This is a genomic window from Yinghuangia aomiensis (genome assembly GCF_039542225.1).
GTDB lineage: Bacteria > Actinomycetota > Actinomycetes > Streptomycetales > Streptomycetaceae > Yinghuangia > Yinghuangia aomiensis.
The window spans coordinates 13,411-33,547 of sequence record NZ_BAABHS010000014.1 but is presented as its reverse complement, the minus strand read 5'-3'; the positions used below and the strand labels follow the sequence as shown (position 1 = coordinate 33,547).

Annotated in this window: 18 protein-coding genes; 11 read left to right on the top strand and 7 right to left on the bottom strand. The window is 71.8% G+C overall.

The window, feature by feature from the left end:
- Nucleotides 1-3: 3 nt before the first annotated feature.
- Nucleotides 4-2,160: a molybdopterin oxidoreductase family protein gene (locus tag ABEA93_RS20170; protein WP_345677030.1), complete on the bottom strand. Its 2,157-nt coding sequence runs from the start codon at nt 2,158-2,160 to the stop codon at nt 4-6.
- Nucleotides 2,161-2,351: 191 nt separating this feature from the next.
- On the opposite strand from ABEA93_RS20170, the gene ABEA93_RS20165 reads away from it, so the two are divergent.
- The 6 genes from ABEA93_RS20165 to purU all read left to right on the top strand — a co-directional run bounded on the left by ABEA93_RS20165 (nt 2,352) and on the right by purU (nt 6,555).
- A complete protein-coding gene (locus ABEA93_RS20165; protein ID WP_345677029.1) occupies nt 2,352-3,479 on the top strand; it encodes a uroporphyrinogen-III synthase in 1,128 nt (375 codons plus the stop codon).
- A complete protein-coding gene (locus tag ABEA93_RS20160; RefSeq protein WP_345677028.1) occupies nt 3,476-4,258 on the top strand; it encodes a sirohydrochlorin chelatase in 783 nt (260 codons plus the stop codon). Before ABEA93_RS20165 ends, ABEA93_RS20160 begins: the two co-directional genes overlap by 4 nt.
- A gap of 18 nt (nt 4,259-4,276) precedes the next feature.
- Nucleotides 4,277-4,567, top strand: coding sequence for a hypothetical protein (locus ABEA93_RS20155; RefSeq protein ID WP_345677027.1), 291 nt, complete (start codon nt 4,277-4,279; stop codon nt 4,565-4,567).
- Entirely contained in the window at nt 4,564-4,962 is a 399-nt protein-coding gene (locus tag ABEA93_RS20150) for a PIN domain-containing protein (protein WP_345677026.1), read from the top strand. The genes ABEA93_RS20155 and ABEA93_RS20150 overlap by 4 nt, the downstream gene beginning before the upstream one ends.
- Nucleotides 4,963-5,082: 120 nt before the next feature.
- Entirely contained in the window at nt 5,083-5,529 is a 447-nt protein-coding gene (locus tag ABEA93_RS20145) for an SCO4402 family protein (protein WP_425585015.1), read from the top strand.
- A gap of 111 nt (nt 5,530-5,640) precedes the next feature.
- A complete protein-coding gene (gene purU, locus ABEA93_RS20140; protein ID WP_345677024.1) occupies nt 5,641-6,555 on the top strand; it encodes a formyltetrahydrofolate deformylase in 915 nt (304 codons plus the stop codon).
- 108 nt (nt 6,556-6,663) lie between these two features.
- Here the strand turns inward: purU and ABEA93_RS20135 are convergent, their stop codons facing one another.
- The gene (locus tag ABEA93_RS20135) at nt 6,664-7,491 is read right to left on the bottom strand and encodes a GIDE domain-containing protein (protein ID WP_345677023.1); all 828 of its coding nucleotides are present in this window, start codon (nt 7,489-7,491) and stop codon (nt 6,664-6,666) included.
- Nucleotides 7,492-8,042: 551 nt separating this feature from the next.
- Between ABEA93_RS20135 and ABEA93_RS20130 the strand changes: the two genes are divergently transcribed.
- Nucleotides 8,043-9,239, top strand: a complete 1,197-nt coding sequence (locus ABEA93_RS20130) for an RtcB family protein (protein ID WP_345677022.1) — start codon at nt 8,043-8,045, stop codon at nt 9,237-9,239.
- Nucleotides 9,240-9,281: 42 nt separating this feature from the next.
- Here ABEA93_RS20130 and ABEA93_RS20125 read toward each other — a convergent pair whose 3' ends face one another.
- The 4 genes from ABEA93_RS20125 to ABEA93_RS20110 form a co-directional block, all read right to left on the bottom strand.
- A complete protein-coding gene (locus tag ABEA93_RS20125) occupies nt 9,282-10,085 on the bottom strand; it encodes a hypothetical protein (protein WP_345677021.1) in 804 nt (267 codons plus the stop codon).
- A gap of 92 nt (nt 10,086-10,177) precedes the next feature.
- Nucleotides 10,178-11,920 (bottom strand): serine/threonine-protein kinase, encoded by a 1,743-nt coding sequence (locus ABEA93_RS20120; RefSeq protein WP_345677020.1) that lies wholly within the window; start codon nt 11,918-11,920, stop codon nt 10,178-10,180.
- 389 nt (nt 11,921-12,309) lie between these two features.
- Complete coding sequence (locus ABEA93_RS20115; RefSeq protein ID WP_345677019.1) at nt 12,310-13,485, bottom strand: cytochrome P450; 1,176 nt, start codon at nt 13,483-13,485, stop codon at nt 12,310-12,312.
- Between the two features lie 96 nt (nt 13,486-13,581).
- Nucleotides 13,582-14,181, bottom strand: coding sequence for a TetR/AcrR family transcriptional regulator (locus ABEA93_RS20110; RefSeq protein WP_345677018.1), 600 nt, complete (start codon nt 14,179-14,181; stop codon nt 13,582-13,584).
- Nucleotides 14,182-14,298: 117 nt separating this feature from the next.
- Between ABEA93_RS20110 and ABEA93_RS20105 the strand changes: the two genes are divergently transcribed.
- From ABEA93_RS20105 to ABEA93_RS20090, 4 genes are all read left to right on the top strand, one after another.
- Nucleotides 14,299-15,516, top strand: coding sequence for a CaiB/BaiF CoA transferase family protein (locus ABEA93_RS20105; RefSeq protein WP_425585014.1), 1,218 nt, complete (start codon nt 14,299-14,301; stop codon nt 15,514-15,516).
- A 129-nt stretch (nt 15,517-15,645) separates the two neighbouring features.
- On the top strand, nt 15,646-16,335 hold the full coding sequence (locus ABEA93_RS20100; protein WP_345677016.1) for a nitroreductase family protein: 690 nt from the start codon (nt 15,646-15,648) through the stop codon (nt 16,333-16,335).
- Complete coding sequence (locus tag ABEA93_RS20095; RefSeq protein WP_345677015.1) at nt 16,332-17,180, top strand: SDR family oxidoreductase; 849 nt, start codon at nt 16,332-16,334, stop codon at nt 17,178-17,180. Before ABEA93_RS20100 ends, ABEA93_RS20095 begins: the two co-directional genes overlap by 4 nt.
- A gap of 2 nt (nt 17,181-17,182) precedes the next feature.
- Nucleotides 17,183-18,766, top strand: coding sequence for an acyl-CoA synthetase (locus ABEA93_RS20090; protein ID WP_345677014.1), 1,584 nt, complete (start codon nt 17,183-17,185; stop codon nt 18,764-18,766).
- A 181-nt stretch (nt 18,767-18,947) separates the two neighbouring features.
- Here the strand turns inward: ABEA93_RS20090 and ABEA93_RS20085 are convergent, their stop codons facing one another.
- Nucleotides 18,948-20,093, bottom strand: a complete 1,146-nt coding sequence (locus ABEA93_RS20085; protein ID WP_345677013.1) for a low temperature requirement protein A — start codon at nt 20,091-20,093, stop codon at nt 18,948-18,950.
- Between the last annotated feature and the right edge of the window lie 44 nt (nt 20,094-20,137).

The following is a 20,137-nucleotide window of genomic DNA, read 5'->3' as shown; positions in this document are numbered from 1 at the left end:
CCGTCACAGCGCGCTCCCGGCCGCCGCGGCCGCGGCCGCGACCGGCGCCCCGGCCTCCGCCTCGGCACGCTCCACGCGCACCGCGCACACCTTGAACTCCGGCATCCGCGACGTCGGATCCAACGCCGGGTTCGTCAGCGAATTCGCCCGGCCCTCGCCGCCCCAGTGGAACGGCATGAACACCGTGTCCGGCCGAATCGCCTCCGTCACCCGCGCCGGCGCCACCGCCCGGCCCCGCCGGCTCGTCACCGCCAACGCATCGCCCTCCGCGACCCCCAGCCGCCGCGCCAGCAGCGGATGCACCTCCACGAACGGACCCGGCGCCGCCCGGTTCAGCTCCGCCACCCGCCGCGTCTGCGCACCCGACTGGTACTGCGCCAGCACCCGGCCCGTCGTCAGATACAGCGGATACTCCGCATCCGGCAGCTCCGCCGCCGGACGGTGCGCCACCTCGGCGAACCGGGCCCGCCCGTCCGGCGTCGCGAACCGGTCCAGGAACAACCGCGGCGTCCCCGCGTGGTCCTCCGCCGGACACGGCCAGAACACGCCGTCCTCACGCCGGATCCGCTCGTACGAAATCCCCGCGTAGTCCGCCTGCGCCCCCGCCGTCGCCGCCCGCAGCTCCGCGAACACCGCCTCCGGCTCCACCGGGAACCCCGCCGGCCGCCCCAGCCGGGCCGCCAAACCGTGCAGCGTCTCCAGATCCGTCCGCACCCCCGGCGGCGGCTTCACCGCGGCCTGCCGCAGGATCACCCGGCCCTCCAGGTTCGTCGTCGTCCCGGTCTCCTCCGCCCACTGCGCACTCGGCAGCACCACATCGGCCAGCAGCGCCGTCTCCGACAGCACGACATCGCATACCGCCAGGAAATCCAGCGACTCCAGCCGCTCCGTCACATGCGCGGCACGCGGCGCCGACACCACCGGGTTCGACCCCATCACCAGCAGCCCCCGCACCTCCGAACCCAGCGCGTCCAACAACTCGTACGCACTCAGCCCCGGCCCCGGCAGCTCCTCCGGATCGACCCCCCACACCCCCGCCACATGCGCCCGGTCCGCCGGATCCACGAGCGAGCGGTAGCCCGGCAGCTGGTCGGCCTTCTGCCCGTGCTCCCGCCCGCCCTGCCCATTGCCCTGCCCCGTCAGACAGCCATACCCCGAATACCGGCGCCCCGCCTTGCCCGTCGCCAGACACAGGTTGATCCACGCCCCGACCGTGTCGGTGCCCTTGCTCTGCTGCTCCGGACCCCGCGCCGTCAGCACCATCCCCGACGCCGCGCCCGCGAACAGCTCCACCGCACGCCGCATCGACGGCACCGGCACCCCGGTGATCCGCTCCACCAGCTCCGGCCAGTGCGCCATCGCCGCCGCCCGCGCCGCCTCGAAACCCGACGTGCGCGCCGCGACGAACTCCTCGTCCACATAGCCGCCCGCGATCACCAGGTGCAGCAGCCCCAGCGCCAACGCCAGATCCGTGCCCGGCACCGGCTGCAAGTGCAGCGTCGCCTGCTCCGCCGTCCGCGTCCGCCGCGGATCGACCACCACCAGCGAACCGCCGTTGTCGCGCAACTCCGTCAGATACCGCAGCGCCGGCGGCATCGTGTCCGCGAGATTGCTCCCCACCACGATCGCGCAACCCGTCCCGGCCACATCCGCCAACGGAAACGGCAGGCCCCGGTCGATCCCGAACGCCTTCCGGTGCGCCGCCGCAGCCGACGACATACAAAAACGCCCGTTGTAGTCGATGTTCTTCGTCCGCAACGCAATCCGCGCGAACTTCCCCAGCAGATACGCCTTCTCGTTCGTCAGCCCCCCGCCGCCGAACACCCCCGCCGCATCCCGGCCGAACCGCGCCTGCACCCCGGACAACCCCGCGGCCACCCGGTCCAGCGCCTCGTCCCACCCCGCCTCACGCAGCACCCCGTCCGCACCCCGCACCAGCGGAGCCGACAACCGCACCCCCGCCCGCAGCACCTCCGCCGCAGTCCGGCCCTTGCCGCACAGCGCCCCCCGGTTCACCGGAAACTCCGGACGCTCCACCACCCGCAGCCCCACACCACCCGACGCCAACCCCATCCCGCACTGCAGAGCGCAGTACGGGCAGTGCGTCTCGGTGACGGCCGCGCGCTGCTCCTGCGGCGCTGCCTCAACGGTCCGTGTCATGCACAAGAGCGTGTCCGCACGCCGTTACACGGCAACGACACCAGTGTTGCGGCCGAGGTACGGGCACCTCACACACCCCCCGCCGACCCGTGAGCGCACCGACACCCCGCACGCCACCAGGCACGACACCCCTAACCGGGGCGTGACCGCCACGCAACAGCACCGAAACACACGTCCGCCAGCCTCACGGCATGGGTACAGCCACGGACGCGGCCGAGCCGCTGGTCGGATTCACCATCGGGGTGACGGCCGCCCGACGCCGCGACGAACTCGTCGCCCTCCTGCAACGCCGCGGCGCCAAAGTCGTCGAAGCACCGACCATGCGCATCGTCCCCATCGGCGACGACACCGTCCTGCGCCACGCCACCGAGGCCTGCCTCGCCCGACCCCTCGACTACGTCGTCGCCACCACCGGCGTCGGCTGGCGCGGCTGGATCAGCGCCGCCGAAGGCTGGGGACACGGCACCGCCCTCGTCGCCGCCTGCCGCGCCGCCGTCGTCGTCAGCCGCGGCCCCAAAGCCACCGGCGCCATCCGCGCCGCCGGCCTCCGCGAGGTCTACTCGCCCGGCTCCGAAGCCAGCGACGAACTCCTCACCTGGCTCCTCGCCCGCGACCTCCGCGGCCGCCGCATCGCCGTCCAGGAACACGGCGCACCCCTCGAAGACTTCACCACCGCCCTCCGCGAACGCGGCGCCCACGTCATCCCCGTCCCCGTCTACCGCTGGGGACCCCCGGAAGACCCCGCCGCCGTCCGCAAACTCGTCGACGCCACCGTGCGCCGCGAAATCCACGCCCTCACCTTCACCAGCTCACCCGCCATCGAGGCCTTCCTCGACACCGCCGACCACCTCGGCCGCCGCACCGAACTCCTCGACGCCCTCCGCGGCGACGTCCTCCCCATCTGCATCGGACCGGTGTGTGCCCGGCCCCTCCTCGACGAAGGCGTCGACACCGTCTGGCCGGAACGCGGCCGGCTCGGCTCCCTCGTCCGCACCATCGCCGAAGAACTCCCACGCCGCGCCCGCCGCGAACTCGACACCGGCACCGACCGGCTCGTCCTCCAAGGCAACGCCGTCCTCGTCGGCGGCCGCACCATCTGGCTCCCCCCGGTCCCCGGCGCGGTCCTCCGCGCCCTCGCCGAAAAACCCGGCTGGGTACTCAGCCGCGCCGAATTGCTCAAGAAGGTCTGGTCCGGCGCCCGCGCCGACGAACACGCCGTCGAAGCCGCCGTCGCCCGCCTCCGCACCGCACTCGGCCCGCACTCCGGCCTCGTCCGCACCGTCACCAAACGCGGCTACCGGCTGGCGGTCGACCCGTGATCCCGCTCGTCGCCGCCGCACACGGCACCCGCGACCGCGCCGGACTCGCCGCCACCGCCGACCTGCTCGACCTGGTCCGCGGCCTCCGGCCCGGGCTCCGCGTCGAGGTCGGCTATGTGGACGTCGCGGAACCGCTGCTCTCCGACACCCTCAACCGGCTGTCCGGGGACGTCGTCGTGGTGCCGCTGCTGCTCGGCGCCGGCTACCACGTCCGCCACGACATACCCGCGGCCCTCGCCGCCGCGCCGCAGGTCAGCGCCCGGGTGGCCGGCGCGCTCGGGCCCGACCCGAGGCTTGCGGACATCCTGCTCGACCGGCTGGCGGAAGTGGGGGCATTCCGTCCACAGCCTGTGGATAAAAAGGTGGAAACCAGCGGAATTGTGGATAACTCGGGGTGCGACGCCATCGTGCTCGCCGCCGCCGGGTCCACGGACGCCTCCGCCAACGCGGACACCGCACGCATGGCCGAACTGCTCGCCGACCTGACCGGCCGCACCGTCGTGCCCTCCTACCTGTGCGCCGGAACACCCACACCGCGGGACGCGGTCGACGCGCTGCGCGCATCGGGCGCCGACCACGTCGCACTCGCCGGCTACCTCCTCGGCCCCGGCCACTTCGCCCGCAAGGCCGCGGCGGCGGGGGCGACCACAGCCGCCGCGCCGCTCGGCGCCCACCCGGCCCTCGCCGACCTTGTGCTCGCCCGTTACGACGAGGCGGTGGCGTTGTCCGCTTCGTGCGGTGCCCCGACTCCGGCAAATGAGGCGCGCTCCCTGCCATAGAAGCGTTATGGTGACGCTATGGCCGCAGCGAACACGACCATTCAGGTGCCCAGGGAGACCCGTGACCACCTGGCCCAACTCGCCGCCGAACGCGGCATGACCATCGGCCAATTCGTCGAGGCGATCGCCGCAGAGCAGCCGACTGCGGCGCAACGCGCCGAACGGCTCGCCGCGGACCGCGAGGTCGCCCGGCGCCTGATCGGCGTCGACCTGAGCGACCAGGAGTTCGAGGAAGCGCCCGACATCCTGGCGAACCTCCACAAGATGGCCGCCGCCAAAGCCCGTGCGAAGCCGGGCGGCGCCTCGTGATCATCCTGGACACCGGCGCCGTCACCGCTCTGGCCCGCGGCCACAAGACCCTGAACATGCTCGCCGCCAACATGGCGCGGACCCCTGCCGACCGCTTGACGATTCCGGCGCTGTGCCTGATGCAGGCCGAAGCGCGGGAAGAAGGCCTCTACCGCCGCGTGCTCGCCTACTCGGCTGTCACCGTGGACGACCTCGGCAGCACCGCGGCCGCCACCGTCGGCACGATGATCCGCGACGGGCACGGCGGACCGGACACCTGCCACGCCCTCTATTGCGCCCTCCCCCGCGCCGAGTTCGTCGGCATGTCCATCCTGCTGACCGACAACGAAGACGCATACCCGCCGGGCATCATCGCCGTCGACATCGACTCACCCGGAATGCTCGGCTTTTCCTGACCTCCGCTCGGCCCGGCGTGCCCGACTGCGGCATGATCCAGGGGTCGAACCCGAACCGCACATCACGGTCGCGGGACAATCCGGTGAACCGGCAGCGGGAACGAGGAGGGGAACGCCACCATGGCACGCATGCGGCAGAACACCGTTCCGTGGTGGCGATGGCGGGCCCAGGTCCGCTCGGCACTCCACATGTTCGGCGACCCCGCCTTCCAGCAGGAATGCTGGCTCGCCGGGCGCGACGAATACGGCACCGTCACCGACGCCGTCTACCGCCTCGTCGGCGACACCTGGCTCGACCGCTGGTCGGCCGCCACCTACATCGGCCGGATCTTCGTCGACGGCGACGAAGCCGACGCCGTCGACCGCGCCGTCCTGGCCATCCTCGGCGTCCTTCACGAGATAGGCGAAGACGCCCCCGCCTCCGCCTACCTCGGCCACCCCGGCTGGCCCGCCCTCGTGGACGCCGCAGGCGACGCCCACCGGCGCCTCGCCACCGCGGACGCCGACGACCCCGTCCGACGACCCGACACCCTCGAAGTCCTCCGCATCCGCACCGGCGGGCGCTGACCACCCGCATCCGCACCGGCGGGCGCCGACCACGCCCGACGGCATGCGATCCTGGAGGACTCCACCCCCCGGGTGGAGCCCCCTGCCCCCAACCCGAGGAAAGGCGCGCGCATGTCCGACCAGCCCCTGCAGTCCGTACCGAAGACGGTCGACGCCGGAACGGTCGGCACGGGCGGAAACGGCGGCTACGTCCTCACCCTGTCCTGCCCGGACAAGCGCGGCATCGTGCACGCCGTCGCCAGCTTCCTCATGATGACCGGCTGCAACATCGTCGACAGCCAGCAATTCGGCGACCGCGACACCGGCCTCTTCTTCATGCGCGTGCACTTCACCGCCGAGGACAACGTCACCGTCGACGCCCTGCGCGCCGGATTCGCCGCCGTCGGCGCGTCCTTCCACATGGACTGGCAGATGCACGACGCCGACGCCAAGATGCGCATCGTCGTCATGGTCAGCAAGTTCGGCCACTGCCTCAACGACCTGCTCTTCCGCGCCAGCATCGGCGCCCTGCCCGTCGACATCGCGGCCGTCGTGTCCAACCACCGCGACTTCGAGGAACTCTCCCGCACCTACGGCGTGCCGTTCCACCACATCCCGGTCACCCGCGACACCAAGCCCGAGGCCGAAGCCAAGCTCCTCGACCTGGTCCGCGACCTCGACGTCGAACTCGTCGTCCTCGCCCGCTACATGCAGGTCCTCTCCGACAACCTGTGCAAGCAGCTCGAAGGCCGGGCCATCAACATCCACCACTCCTTCCTCCCGAGCTTCAAGGGCGCCAAGCCGTACCACCAAGCCCACGCGCGCGGCGTCAAACTCATCGGCGCCACCGCCCACTACGTCACCGCCGACCTCGACGAAGGCCCGATCATCGAGCAGGAAGTCGAACGCGTCGACCACGCCGTCACCCCCGAACAGCTGGTCGCCGTCGGCCGCGACGTGGAATGCCAGGCGCTGGCCCGCGCCGTGAAGTGGCACTCGGAACACCGCGTCCTGCGGAACGGAAGCCGGACGGTCGTCTTCGCCTGACGGCTCTGCCCGACGGGTCTTCGTGGCCGGTGCTGCATGGTCGGCGCTACGTGGCCGGTGCTGCGATGTCGGGGCTGCGTTGTCGCGGCTACGCGGCCGGCACGCCGCTCAATGCCGCGTGCCCGCCAGCAGCGCCGCCACACCCGTCACCGCGGACAACACCCCGACCAGCCACCCCAGACGCAACCCGCGACGCCCGCGGGCACCCGTCGCGGCCCGTTCCGCCCGCCGCGACACCCGCCGCGCCGCCAACACCGGCGTGCCGTCACGCTCGTGCCGGACCCGTCCGCTGATCACCACATGCTGCCCCGGCACCAGCACCGTCTCCGACCGCTCGTACCGCGACGACCGCCGCACCCGGTCCGCACCCGCACCGAAATCCACCGCGACCGCACCCGGCACCGCCGCCCGCGCCACCGAATCCCGCACCGACACCGGCAGCCCCTCGGCCCGCAGCACCCGCGGATCCACCACCACCGACCCCGTCGCATCCCGCACCACGAACCGGCACTCCGACGACGCCGCCTCGGTCCGCTTCCGACCCCGCCGCGCCCGCCGCAACTCCCCGTGATGCAACGGCCCGTCGCCGTCGAAATCCCGCACCTGCGGCCGCTCCGCCTCGACCCAGTGCTCCACCACCGTGCTGTGGAACCAGACGCAGGAACGACCCGACACGGGTGCGGTCACCAGACCGCCGGCCGCCTTGGCCGCCCGACCTGTCCCGCCCGCCTCGCCTGCTTCGCCGGCCTCTCGCGCCTCGCGCGGGAGCGGCTCCACGACCCCCGCCACCACCATTCGGCGCCCGCCGCGCACCACGGCCTCCGCACACGTCGAAAACCCGCCCCGGAACGGCGTCCTGGCGCGTTTCGCGACCGCGACGACCACAAGGGCGACCACCGCGGCGGCTGCGAGCGCGACGATCCCGAGCACGACCATGTGCTCCCAACATACGCGGCGCTCTGTGCGGTGTCACGGAGATCACCAGCCGGTCAGGGCACTCTCTCCGCTGGTCGGGGCGCTGGTCGGGGCGTCGGTCGGGCCGTGCGGAAAACCCTTTGCGGGCACGGTCGTCCGCATGGCTACATGGACCACGTCACCCCACGACGCGCGGCTCCGGACCACCTCCGTGGCAGCCGCGCCCAGGAGAGGAGCAGTCCGGTGCGGTTCCGCGAACAAGGCCGACCCGTTGCGCTTCGACGCGCCGCGGCGGCCCGTCGCAGGTAACCCCGAACCGCTCTTCTCCGGCGGCCGCGCCTTCCCGGGCGCAGCCGCCCCGAGGGGCCGCCCCGGCAGTAGCGCCGGGTGCACGGCCCGGCAGCACGCCGGGGACGGCCCTTCGGCGGGGGTGCCCGCTTTCTTTCCCTGTCCTGCTTTTGCCGCCCTGGGCCGCCTTCGGCCGCGGGGTGCCGACCTTCGGGACGGCCACGGCCCTACCGCGCTTCCGCGGACGTGGCACACACTGGACTTACCGACGGAGTTGACTCTGTATGACGTACACCGAAGTCGCCGGCGCGCGCGACGTACCCATCCGCATGTGGACCGATCCCTCGCAGGTCGAGAGCCAGGCCATGCAGCAGCTGCGCAACATCACCACCCTCCCGTGGCTCCACGGCCTCGCGGTCATGCCCGACGTGCACTTCGGCCGCGGCGCGACGGTGGGCTCGGTCATCGCCATGAAGGACGCGGTGTGCCCGGCGGCGGTGGGGGTGGACATCGGGTGCGGTGTCTCCGCCGTGCGGACCTCGCTGACGGCGGCCGACCTGCCGGACGACCTGGGGCCGCTGCGGTCGAAGATGGAAGCGGCGGTGCCGGTGGGGCACCTGGGGCACCCGGACCGCGTCGACGTACGCAAGCTGCACGGCTTCGAAGTCGGCGCGTGGGATGCGCTGTGGGGGCGGTTCGACGAGCTGGCGCCGGAGGTGCATTTCCGGCGGGAGCGGGCCCAGTCGCAGCTGGGAACCCTGGGAGCCGGCAACCACTATGTGAGCATAGATGAGGATGAATTTGGACATATCTGGATTCAGCTTCACTCCGGGTCGCGGAACATCGGCAAGGAACTCGCTGACCACCACATCGGTGTCGCGCGGTCTCTGACGCACAACCAGGGCTTGGTGGACCGCGATTTGGCAGTCTTCCTGGCGAAGACATCCGAGATGGACGCCTACCGCAGCGACCTCTACTGGGCGCAGGAGTACGCACGGCTGAATCGCGAGGTCATGCTGGCGTTGTTCGAGGACGTCGTCCGGGCGTATTTCCGCAAGAAGAAGGTGACCTTCGACGAGCGGATTTCCTGCCACCACAACTACGTCTCCGAGGAGACCTACGAGGGCGTGGACGTGCTGGTGACCCGCAAGGGCGCGATCCGCGCCGGTCGCGGGGACCTCGGCATCATTCCCGGGTCGATGGCCGCCGGCTCGTACATCGTGCGCGGGCTCGGGAACGCGGACGCGTTCAACTCGGCATCGCACGGCGCGGGGCGGAAGATGAGCCGCAACGCGGCGAAGAAGCACTTCACGGTGCAGGATCTGGTCAAGCAGACCGAGGGCGTCGAGTGCCGCAAGGACGCCGGAGTGCTTGACGAGATCCCCGGCGCCTACAAGAACCTCAAGCAAGTCATGCGGCAGCAGGAGGACTTGGTGGAGGTTGTGACGCACTTGAAGCCGCTGATCACGATCAAGGGGTGAACGCGCAGGGGGGTGACGGTCGAGCCCGTCACCCCCCTGTCGTCATGCGTGGAAACGAGTTCCGCGGGCTTTCGCGGGGCCGATGAGCCTCCATCGGCGAATTGTGCAGCTTTTCTCGGTGCGGCCTAGGAGCGCGGCCGCCCGAGCATTCGTGTTGCCCAGCAGCATGGCGTCGTCCTCGGGAGTCCACCGCGTCGGCGTAGCCCGCGCGCGCATGGTCGGCGGGCGGTCCCATGCCTTGACGGCCTGCGCCTTCGTCGCCTTGCGGTCGAGCGTCAGTGCGCCTTCGTAGTAGATCTCCTGAACGATCGCCACCGCGGGATCGCTCGTGTAGAGGATGTTGAAGACGTTGTCGCGGGCATTCTTGCCCGGGTTTCGGGCGGCGCCGCCGACTGCCTTGCCGAACTCGGTGAAGTGCTGGGCGATGTCGTCGCTTGACGTAGTCAGACTGATGAACGGGTATGACTTGGCAGTGAATCCGACTGCACCGTCGGCGTCTACCAGCCCCCGGATGTAGTCGCGGGCGCTGAACTCGACTGTGGGCGGCCTGATCAGAGTGGACTTCTTCCCGTAGGGGAGCCCCAGCGCGCAGAGTGTGCGGCGGCCCTCGAGTGAGCACATCGACCAGGTGCTCGACGTGTGATCGGCCTTGAAGTTCGTGCTGCGCGTCCGGTCGCGTACCGAGCTGGGGTAGGGGCACAGCTTCTGGAACTTCAGCAGCAGTTCGCGGTCGATGCTGGAGACTTCCAGCGACAGGCGCCCCTTGTTTCCGGGGCCGGCGTGGAGGTGTCCATCCGCCTGCAAGAAGCCGAACATGTAGGCGTATTCGGGCTGGGTGAGGTCCATGAATCTCATGGATCCGACGCTGCCTGTCGCACACCAGTTCGGTCAGGCGAATGCCGCATGATCACCCGATCGGCCCAGCGGCTGCCGCGTGCTCAGGGGCCGGTGCGGCGGAGGGTTCCCTTCGGGTTTCCGGAGCCCGTGGCCTGGAGTTCGCAGGTGAGGGTGCCGTCGGGGTTGAGGGTGAGGTGGGTTTGGCCGCCGGTGACGCAGACGGCGAGGCCGCCGATGGTCGTGGGGGGCGGGGTGGGGATGTCCTGGAGGACGAGGCCGGCGCCGTTTGCGGGGGCGAGTTTGGCGTCGCCGGCGCAGTCGATCGGGATGATGTCGACGGTGTGGGCCTGGGTGTGGGCGACGATGCCATTGGCGTCGGGGGTGGCGCGGAGGATGACGGTGTAGGTGGACTTCTGGCCGCGGGCGCTGGTGAGTTCGCCGGTCCAGGTGCCGGGGTAGCCGGCCGGGACCGTCCCTGCTTTGGCGGTGCTGCCGGAGGACGGTGGCTTGGATGTCGGGGCGGACGCCGTGGTGGTGGGTGTCGCGGAGTCCTTCGGCGGGGTGGCCGGGGGAGCCTCGGAGGGCCCGGCGGGGCCGTTCGTCGGTCCCGTGCGGATGGTGGGGGACTTCGGGGTGCCGGAGGAGTCGGAGTCGGCGCGGGCGATGAGGACCGAGGTGCAGACGATGGCGACGGCCGCGCTGAAGGCGGACACGTAGAGCCACGGGGTGGTGCGGCGCCGGGGTTTCCGCCCAGGTGGCGCGGAAGGCGCGGATGGCGAACCCGGTGACGACGCGGCCTCGAACGGGGCGTATGAGCCGGGCGGAGTGAACGTGCCCGAGGGACTGATGAAGCCGGAGTGGCCGGACGGGTTTGCCGGTGCCCCCGCGGGCGACGCCACGGGCGGGTTGCTCGTGGGTCGGGGCGGGAGGCTTCCCGTTTCCGGGGCGTGGCTGTCGAGTTCGAGGAGTTCCACCGCGCGGCGGCCCAGGTCGGCGGTCAGGGGGCCGGGCAGCCAGCCGGGGGCGATGAGGGCTTCGGTGCTGCCGCCGGGGGCGAGTTGGTCGAGGATCTCCTGCGGGGTGGGGCGGTTGCCCGCGTACTTGGCGAGGCAGGCGGAGATCAGGTTGCGCAGGCCGGGTGGGACGCCGCCGAGTTCGGGGGTCTTGGCGACGATGCGGAACATCAGGGCTTGGCCGTTGCCGGAGCCGAAGGGGCCTTCGCCGGTGGCGGCGAAGACGAGGACGGAGCCGAGGGAGAAGACGTCGGTGGCGGGTCCGATGTCGCGGCCGTCGACTTGTTCGGGGGACATGAAGCCGGGGGAGCCGACGGTGGCGCCGGTGCGGGTGTGGGCGCTGGCGTCGAGGGCGCGGGATATGCCGAAGTCGATGACGCGGGGGCCGTCGAGGGAGAGCAGGACGTTGGTCGGTTTGAGGTCGCGGTGGATGAGTCCGGTGCCGTGGATGGTGAGGAGGGCTTCGGCGAGGCCGGCGCCGAGGGTGCGGACGGAGTCCTCGGGGAGGGGGCCGAAGCGGTCGACGGCGGTGTAGACGGACGGGCCGGCGACGTAGCCGGTGACCAGCCAGGGCCGGGCGGCTTCGGTGTCGGCGTCGAGGACGGGTGCGGTCCAGGCGCCGGCGACGCGGCGGGCGGCGGCGACTTCGCGGCGGAAGAGCTGGCGGAAGCCGGCGTCGTCCGCGAGTTCGGGGCGGATGACTTTGACGGCGACGGTACGGCCGCCCGGGCTGCGGCCGAGGTACACGCGACCCATGCCGCCGGCCCCGAGGACCCGCAGGATGCGGTAGCCCGCGATGTCGCGCGGATCGTCCGGTTCGAGCGGCTTCACGCGGCCTGCCCCCTTGCTCCCCCGACGCGTCTGCGGATGCGTTCCCGCACCCGGGCCGGTCGTCCGGCCAGGCCCGAGGATACGTCGCGGGGGGAGGTGGCGGGCATACCTGCGTCTTGGCGGCAATCCAGCCACGTTGGTCGGATGATCACACCGGTTGTGGGGGGTGCCCCGAAACACCACGCTTCCATGTCCGCGGCCTGGGTGGCAACCGGCTGTCCACAGGTTGGTTCTCCCACCCCGTCCGCTTGTCCACAGACCACCCCCGCAGCACAAAACGCGCCACTCGTGGTGCCGGGTGGCGGCAAGGCGGGTGCTCCCGTTCCCTGCCTTGCCGCCGCCCGGGGTTCGCGTTCCGGGAGCGGTTCCGCCGCGCCCGTCCGGCTCCGTCAGTACGTGACCGGCATCTCCGCGATCCCGCGGATGAACGAGCTGGGGTGGTGCCGCAGTTCGGCGCCTTCCTCCAGCGAGAGGTCGGGCAGCCGCTTGAGGATCTCCTCGAAGGCGACGCGGATCTCCAGCCGGGCCAGTGACGAGCCGAGGCAGAAGTGCGGTCCGCTGCCGAACGCGATGTGGTTGTTCGGGGTGCGGAACGCGTCGAAGGACTCCGGCTCGGTGAACAGCTCGGTGTCGCGGTTGGCGGCGCCGTAGAGCAGCAGGACGGTTTCGCCGGCCGGGATGGTCACGCCGTGCAGTTCGACGTCGCGGGTCGTCGTGCGGGCCATGTTGACGACGGGCGAGACCCAGCGCAGGCACTCTTCGACGGCGTTCGGGATGAGCGACGGGTCTTCGCGGAGCCGGGCCATCTGGTCGGGGTGCTTCATGAGCTGGGCGAGGCCGCCGGAGATGACGTTGCGGGTCGTCTCGTTGCCGCCGACGAGCAGCAGCAGGGATTCGCCGATGAGTTCGCTGAAGTCGAGCTTCTCGCCGTCGATTTCGGCGTGCACGAGGATGCCGATGAGGTCGGTGGCGTCCGGGTTCGCGCGCCGGTTCTCGATGACTTTGGTGGTGTATTCGACGTACTCGGTGAAGGCCTCGCCGGCCTTGTAGCTGAGTTCGCCGCCGTCGGAGAGCATGACCATGACGTCGGCCCAGTGCTGGAGCTGGTCGAGGTGGTCGTGGTCGACGCCGAGCATTTCGCCGATCATGGTCATCGGCAGCGGTGCGGCGAACTGGCGGACGAGGTCGGCCTTGCGCTCGGGCTGGGCGAGCATGCGGGCGATGAGGGTCTTCACGATTTCCCGGACGTGGTCTTCCATCGCGTTGACCTGGCGGGGCGTGAAGCCTTTGGAGACCAGTTTGCGGCGGCGGTAGTGCTGCGGGTCGTCGGAGTCGATCATCGACGGCTGGGGGCGGCCGACGGGGCGCGAGCCGTTCGCGGAGGAGAAGATCTCGGGGTTGCGTTCGGCGAAGGAGACGTCGGCGTGCCGGGTGAGGCCCCAGGCGCCGGCTTCCTCGCTGTAGTAGACGGGGGCGTTTTCGCGGAGCCAGGCGTAGTCGGCGGAGGGGTCGCCCGCGTACCAGTCGCGGTCGAGCAGGTTTATGCGGCGCTCGGGCTCTGTCATGGTCGGGTCTCCCGTGGGCAGGTCGTGGGCGTGGTGTCACGTGTCGGCCGGCGTCCGGCGGAAGCGGAGGCCGGGGGCGGGTGGAGCCGGAGGGGCTCACATCACGAGGCGGACCGCGGTGCGCATGAGGTCTTGGACTTCTTCGGCGCCGCGGCCGCGGTGCGAGAGGCCGAGGAGGCCGGAGAGCAGGACGTGGCCGAGGACGTGCTGCAGGTCGGCCATGCGGGCCTGGGCTTCGGGGGTGTCCGGGGTGCCGAGGGCGGTGTCGAGGATGCGTCCGAGGGAGCCTTGGAAGTTCTCGTGGGAGGCCTCGGCGGAGGGGTCGGGCGAGGTTGCGGCCTGCAGGATCGCCTCGGTGAGGAGGCGGTGTTCGGCGCTGACCTGGACGAGCCGGCAGAGCATGGTGGTGAGGCTCTCGGCGGGTTCGGCGGGGAGGGAGCGGCTGGTCAGTTCGTCGATGACCTGGCCGATCCACAGCGCGGACACCTCGCTGAGGAGGTGGTCTTTGGAGGTGAAGTAGCGGTACACCGTCGCTCGGGCCACGCCGGCGCGGTCCGCGACGTCGTGCATGGTCACGGAGGCGTATCCGCCCTCGGCGGCGAGGTCGAGGGCGGCCCTGACCAGGCGTTCGCGCCGGGCCTGCTGGTCGCGGGTGAGGGCGCGGGTCAGGGTGATCGTGGTGTTGGACGGTGCCATGGTGTGATCTTGCCTCCGCGTGAGACTGAAGTCTAGTCTGACGTCTCGTCAGATCCCGTGCATGTGTCTCACACCCCAGCGCCGGCCGACCGCGGCCCGCCGCCGACACCAGGAGGCATGGTGAGCCAGGCGTCCCCGTCCGTTACGCCCGCTTCATCCCCTGACGACGCCCCGGTCCGCTCGGGCCCGCTCGCGGGGGTCCGCGTGGTGGAGTTCGTGGGCCTCGGCCCCGGACCGTTCTGCGGCATGCTGCTCGCCGACCTCGGCGCGGACGTGCTGCGGCTGGACCGGGCGGACACCGCCCGGAAGGGCTTCAACGGCCCGTCCCGCAACCCGATGAACCGCGGCAAGCGCTCCGCCGCGCTCGACTTGAAGTCGCCCGACGGCATCGCCGTCGCGCTGCGGCTGATCGGGGAAGCGGACGCGCTGATCGAGCCGTTCCGCCCCGGCGTCATGGAACGCCTGGGCCTGGGCCCGGACGTGTGCCTGGAGCGCAACCCGAAGCTGGTCTACGGCCGCCTGACCGGCTGGGGCCAGGAAGGCCCGCTCGCGAAGGCCGCGGGCCACGACATCGACTACATCGCGCTCGCCGGCATGCTCGAGCCGATCGGCCGCGAAGGCCAGCCGCCGAGCATCCCGCTCAACCTCGTCGGAGACTTCGGCGGCGGCGGTCTGCTGCTCGCGTACGGCCTGGTCAGCGCTCTGCTGTCGGCCGCCCGCACGGGCCGCGGCCAAGTCGTGGACGCCGCCATGATCGACGGCGCGGCGGCACTCGGCGCCACCTGGTTCACCATGGCGGCGAGCGGCGGCCTGGGCCCGCGCGGCACGAACCTGCTGGACGGCGGTGCGCCGTTCTACGACGTGTACGAGACCGCCGACGCGAAGTTCGTCGCGGTCGGCTCGATCGAGCCGCACTTCTGGGCCGAACTCCTGCGCCGCATCGGCCTGGCCGACGACCCGGCGTTCGAGAAGCAGTACGACCGCACCGCGTGGCCCGCGATGAAGGCGCGCCTCGCCGAGGTGTTCGCCACCCGGACCCGCGACGCGTGGTGCGAGCTGCTGGAAGGCACCGACTCGTGCTTCGCGCCGGTGCTCGCCCCGCTGGAAGCACCCGCGCACCCGCACCATGTCGCGCGCGGCACGTTCCACGATGTCGACGGCCTTCCCGAGCCGGCCCCGGCACCGCGGTTCGGCGGCACGCCCGCCGGGATCCCGGCCCGCCCGGTCAACCCGGGCCCGGCGGCGGACGGCGGCGACACCGACGCGGCGCTCGCCGCCTGGGGCCTGGACGCCGACGAGATCGGCGGACTCCGCGCGTCCGGCGCGGTGGTCTGACGCGGCCCGTACCCGGGCATGCCCGCGCCGTGCGGCGCGGCCACGACGACTCGACGGGGGAAGCGGCGGCACGGCACACCCGAATGCCGGGCCGCCGCGCGCTCGACGGCCATCCACGCAAGGAGATCCATGGACATCCACGAGGCGCTGTACACGACCCGGGCGATGCGCCGGGTCAAGCCCGACCCCGTCCCGCACGACGTGCAGGCCCGCATCCTGGACGCCGCGGTGCGTGCGCCGAGCGGCGGCAACTCGCAGGGCTGGCGGTTCCTGCTGGTCGACTCGTCCGAGGTGAAGGCGCAGATCGGTCCGCTGTACCGGGAGGCGATGGCCGCCCTGTGGCAGACCCTGTACGCGCCGAAGATCGCCGCGGCGCACGCCGATCCGGACGCGGCCGAGTCGAAGCAGTTCCTGCGCGTGCAGCGTTCGTCGCAGTGGCTGGCGGACAACTTCGAGCAGGTGCCGCTGTTCCTGTTCGGCTTCGTGCAGCACGACCCGACGGGCGGTTCGATCTTCCCGGCGGTGTGGAGCGCGCAGCTCGCGGCGCGTGCGGAGGGCGTCGGTTCGGCGTTGACCGCGGTGCTGGGCATCGCGCACCGGCAGCAGGTGATGGACATCCTCCGCGTGCCGGCCGACCAGGGCTGGCACATGTCGTGCTGCGTGTCGTTCGGCTACCCGACGGGCCGGTGGGCGGTCGCGCCGCGCACGTCCGCGCACGAGGTGGCGTTCCGCAACGGCTGGGGTGCCCCGGTCGGCTTCGAGATCCCCGAACCCCTGTGGCCGGCGAAGGCCGAGACCTCCGAAGGAGACCCCCGATGAGCAATTCCCTTCCCCTTTCCGGTTCCGCGGCGTTCGTCTCGGGCGGCGGCAGCGGCATCGGCCTGGGCTGCGCGGTGCGGTTCGCCGCGGACGGCGCGCACGTGCTCATCGCGGGCCGCAGCGAGGACCGCCTGAAGAACGCGGTGGCGGAGATCGCCAAGACCGCCGCGCCCGGCGTGCAGGTCGGGTACGCGGTCGCGGACGTGACCGACGAGGAGCAGGTCAAGGCGGCGGTGGCGAAGGCCGCCGAACTCGGCCCGATCAAGGCCGTGGTGGCGTCGGCCGGCGGCAACTCGACGATGGGCCCGGTCACCCAGATCGACACCCAGCGGTGGCGGGACACCGTCGAGCTGAACGTCACCGGCACGATGCTGGTGCTCAAGCACACCGCGCCGCACATGGTGCGGGCGGGCGGCGGTTCTTTCGTGGCGATCTCGTCGGTGGCGTCGTCGAACACGCACCGGTGGTTCGGGGCGTACGGCGTGTCGAAGGCCGGCATCGACCACTTCGTGCAGCTGGCCGCGGACGAGCTGGGTCCGAGCGGGGTGCGCGTGAACAGCATCCGGCCGGGTCTGGTGCGCACCGACATGGTGCAGATGATCACCGACGGCGGGCCGCTGCTGGAGGACTACCTGGCGTGCACGCCGCTGGGCCGGTTCGGCGAGACCGAGGAGATCGCGGCGCTGGCCGCGTTCCTGGTCGGCCCGGAGTCGGCGTGGCTCACCGGCAACGCGATCAACGTGGACGGCGGGCACCACCTGCGCCGCGGCCCGGACTTCCGCAGCGTGCTGGAGCCGGTGTTCGGCGCGGACGGGCTGCGCGGCGTGGTCGGCGAGGGGAGCTGAGCGTGGCGGAGCGGACGTTCAACCTGGCCGACCTGTACGAAGTCCTTGCCGACACGTGTCCGGAGCGGCTCGCGCTGGTCGCGGGCGAGGTGCGGCTGACGTACCGGGAACTGGACGAGCGCGGTACCCGGGTGGCGCACGCGTTCCTCGCGGCGGGCCTGGAGCCCGGCGACCACGTGGGCGTGTACGCGCGCAACCGGGCGGAGTGGCTGGAGTCGATGCTCGGCGCGTTCAAGGCACGCGTCGTCCCGATCAACATCAACTTCCGCTATGTCGAGGACGAGCTGCGGTACATCGTCGACAACGCGGACCTGAAGGCGCTCGTCGTCGAACGCACCTACCTGCCGAAGGTCGCCGTGGTGCGCGCCGACGCGCCGCTGCTGACGGCGGTGTTCTGGCTGGACGACGAGAGCGGCGTCCCGGTCGACCCGGCGACGCCCGGTCTGCGCTCCTACGCGGACGCGGTCGCCGAGGCGTCCTCGGAGCGGGACTTCGGGCCGCGTTCCGCCGACGACCGGTACATGGTCTACACGGGCGGCACCACGGGCTTCCCGAAGGGCGTCGAGTGGCGGGCCGAGGACATCTTCTTCGGTGCGCTCAGCTACGGCAGCGACCCGCTGAACGTGCCCGAGGACATCGCGGTGCACGCCGAGCGCCCGCCGCTGGTGCAGATGCTCACCACGCCGCTGATGCACGGCAACGGCCAGTGGGTCACCTGGATCACGCTGTTCCGCGCCGGGACCGCGGTCATGTGGACGGGCCACCGCTACGACCCGGCGGAGATCCTCCGCTCGGTCGAACGCGAGGGCGCCACCACCATGATGCTGGTCGGCGACGCGATGGCCCGGCCGATCGCCGACGAGATCGCGCGCGGCGGCTACGACGTGTCCGCGCTCAAGGTCGTCGGCTCGGGCGGTGCGCTGCTGTCGCCCGCGGTCAAGGACCAACTGCGGGAGCTGGTGCCGGGCTTGTTCATCTCGGACGGGTTCGGTGCGTCCGAGTTCGGCGCGGGCAGCGCGCAGAACGCGGAGGGCCGGTTCCCGCTCAAGCCGCAGACCGCGGTGCTCGGCGACGACCTGAAGCCGGTCGCGCCGGGGGAGACCGGGCGGCTCGCCCGTACCGGGTACATCCCGGTCGGCTACTACAAGGACGCCGTCAAGACCGCCGACACGTTCCCCGTCGACGCCGACGGGGTGCGCTGGGTGGTGCCGGGCGACTACGCCCGGGTGGAGGACGACGGCACGGTCACGCTGCTCGGCCGCGGTTCGGTGTGCATCAACACCGGCGGCGAGAAGGTGTACCCGGAGGAGGTCGAAGGCGTCCTCAAGTCGCATCCGGCGGTGTACGACGTGGTCGTGGTCGGCGTCCCGGACACCCGGTTCGGCGAACGGGTCGCCGCGGTCGCGTCGCTGCGCGACGGCCACCACGTGAGCGCCGACGAACTCGCCGCGCACAGCAGGGCGCACATCGCCGGCTACAAGGTGCCGCGCGACCTCGTGGTCGTCGACGCCGTCCCGCGCTCGCCCGCAGGCAAGCCGGACTACCGCTGGGCCAAGCGGGTGGCGACCGAGGCCGCCGCGAACTGAGCGGTCCCGGAGGCAGGTTCGGCCACGGGTCAGGCAGCGGTTTCGGCCGCGGGTTCGGAAGTGGTCCCGGGTCGGGAGCGGTCGGCGGGCTGCTTCCGACCCGGGATGCCACCGCAGGCCACGGCAGTTCGCGGCCCGGCGCCCCACGTCACCCGGCCCCCACGTCACCCGGCGCCGTACGTCACCCGGCGGTGTCCGGGTCCGGATAGCGCTGGGCTTCCATCGCGCCCGCGACGGTCAGCACGGCCACGATCGCGGCGGTCTCCGCGAGCGCGGACGCGAACATGCCCAGCGGAATCGTCGCGGCGAGCGACACGACCGCGGCGACCCGGTAGCCGTTCGGGCCGATGCCGAACGTCCAGCGGGTGACCACGTTCGTGGCCAGAAACAGGGCCAGGCCGCCCGCGAGCGTCACCGCCTGCGCGGCGTTGAGCCGGTCGGCGGGGTGCGCGACGGCGCTCTTGACGCCCGCGGCGAACAGCAGGATGCCGAGCAGCAGCGCATAGTGGCCGACGCCGAACACGGTCAGGCCGCGCAGGTTGCGCGACCGGGTCGGGAGCGCGTCCAACACGGCGGTGGCGCGGGCGTCTTCGTCGTCGCCGAAGTTCGCCCACCACAAGGCGAAGCCCAGCGCGAGGGTGAGCACGGCCGTCGCGATGACTTTGAGGTCGAGGTCGAGTGCCTGCGCGCCCGCGCCGATCGCGATCACCGATTCGCCGAGCGCGATCATCACGACCAGGCCGTGGCGCTCCACGAAGTGCCCGGCGGTCAGCGGGAAGTCGAGCGCGCCGGTGAGGTGGGGCGCGGCCAGTTGGACGCCCGCGGCACCCGCCCACAGCGCGAGCTGCAGGGTGCCTTCGAGGTAGGCGCCGGTGACGACGAGCGCCGCCGACGCGGCGTCGAACGGCAGCACGCGCAGCAGCGCCGCCCGGCTCGCACCCGACGCCGGGAACATCGCGACGTGCACGATCGCCACCGCCAGATATCCCCAGCCGAACACGGTGGAGCTGCCGTCGTCGTCGAACGCGTGCGGAATGGCGAGCGATACGACGAGGAATCCGGCCATCGCGATGCCCAGCAGGCCGCGGCGCAGCGGGGTGCTCGGCGGGGCGGCGTTGGTGATCCGCACGAAGCCGCTGTAGAGCGTCCACAGGGCGGCGAGCATGATCACCACGCGGGTGATGCCGGTCAGGTTGAGGTCGTGGGAGACCGCGGCGGACAACTGCGTGACGCTGAAGACGAAGACCAGGTCGAAGAACAGCTCCAGCGTGGAGACGCGTTCCGAGGACTGCACGGCCTGGGCCGTACCGGACTTGGAGAGGGCCACGGCGTCATTATCGGGCGGGAAACGTGCTGCGGTGCGGGGTACGC

Excerpts from the sequence above, each read along its gene's own strand:
- ABEA93_RS20130 (WP_345677022.1), top strand. The coding sequence starts at position 8,043 with ATGACGTACACCGAAGTCGCCGGCGCGCGCGACGTACCCATCCGCATG.
- purU (WP_345677024.1), top strand. The coding sequence starts at position 5,641 with ATGTCCGACCAGCCCCTGCAGTCCGTACCGAAGACGGTCGACGCCGGA.
- ABEA93_RS20110 (WP_345677018.1), bottom strand. The coding sequence starts at position 14,181 with ATGGCACCGTCCAACACCACGATCACCCTGACCCGCGCCCTCACCCGC.
- ABEA93_RS20155 (WP_345677027.1), top strand. The coding sequence starts at position 4,277 with ATGGCCGCAGCGAACACGACCATTCAGGTGCCCAGGGAGACCCGTGAC.
- ABEA93_RS20170 (WP_345677030.1), bottom strand. The coding sequence starts at position 2,160 with ATGACACGGACCGTTGAGGCAGCGCCGCAGGAGCAGCGCGCGGCCGTC.
- ABEA93_RS20095 (WP_345677015.1), top strand. The coding sequence starts at position 16,332 with ATGAGCAATTCCCTTCCCCTTTCCGGTTCCGCGGCGTTCGTCTCGGGC.
- ABEA93_RS20100 (WP_345677016.1), top strand. The coding sequence starts at position 15,646 with ATGGACATCCACGAGGCGCTGTACACGACCCGGGCGATGCGCCGGGTC.
- ABEA93_RS20105 (WP_425585014.1), top strand. The coding sequence starts at position 14,299 with ATGGTGAGCCAGGCGTCCCCGTCCGTTACGCCCGCTTCATCCCCTGAC.
- ABEA93_RS20125 (WP_345677021.1), bottom strand. The coding sequence starts at position 10,085 with ATGGACCTCACCCAGCCCGAATACGCCTACATGTTCGGCTTCTTGCAG.
- ABEA93_RS20135 (WP_345677023.1), bottom strand. The coding sequence starts at position 7,491 with ATGGTCGTGCTCGGGATCGTCGCGCTCGCAGCCGCCGCGGTGGTCGCC.
- ABEA93_RS20145 (WP_425585015.1), top strand. The coding sequence starts at position 5,083 with ATGGCACGCATGCGGCAGAACACCGTTCCGTGGTGGCGATGGCGGGCC.
- ABEA93_RS20115 (WP_345677019.1), bottom strand. The coding sequence starts at position 13,485 with ATGACAGAGCCCGAGCGCCGCATAAACCTGCTCGACCGCGACTGGTAC.
- ABEA93_RS20165 (WP_345677029.1), top strand. The coding sequence starts at position 2,352 with ATGGGTACAGCCACGGACGCGGCCGAGCCGCTGGTCGGATTCACCATC.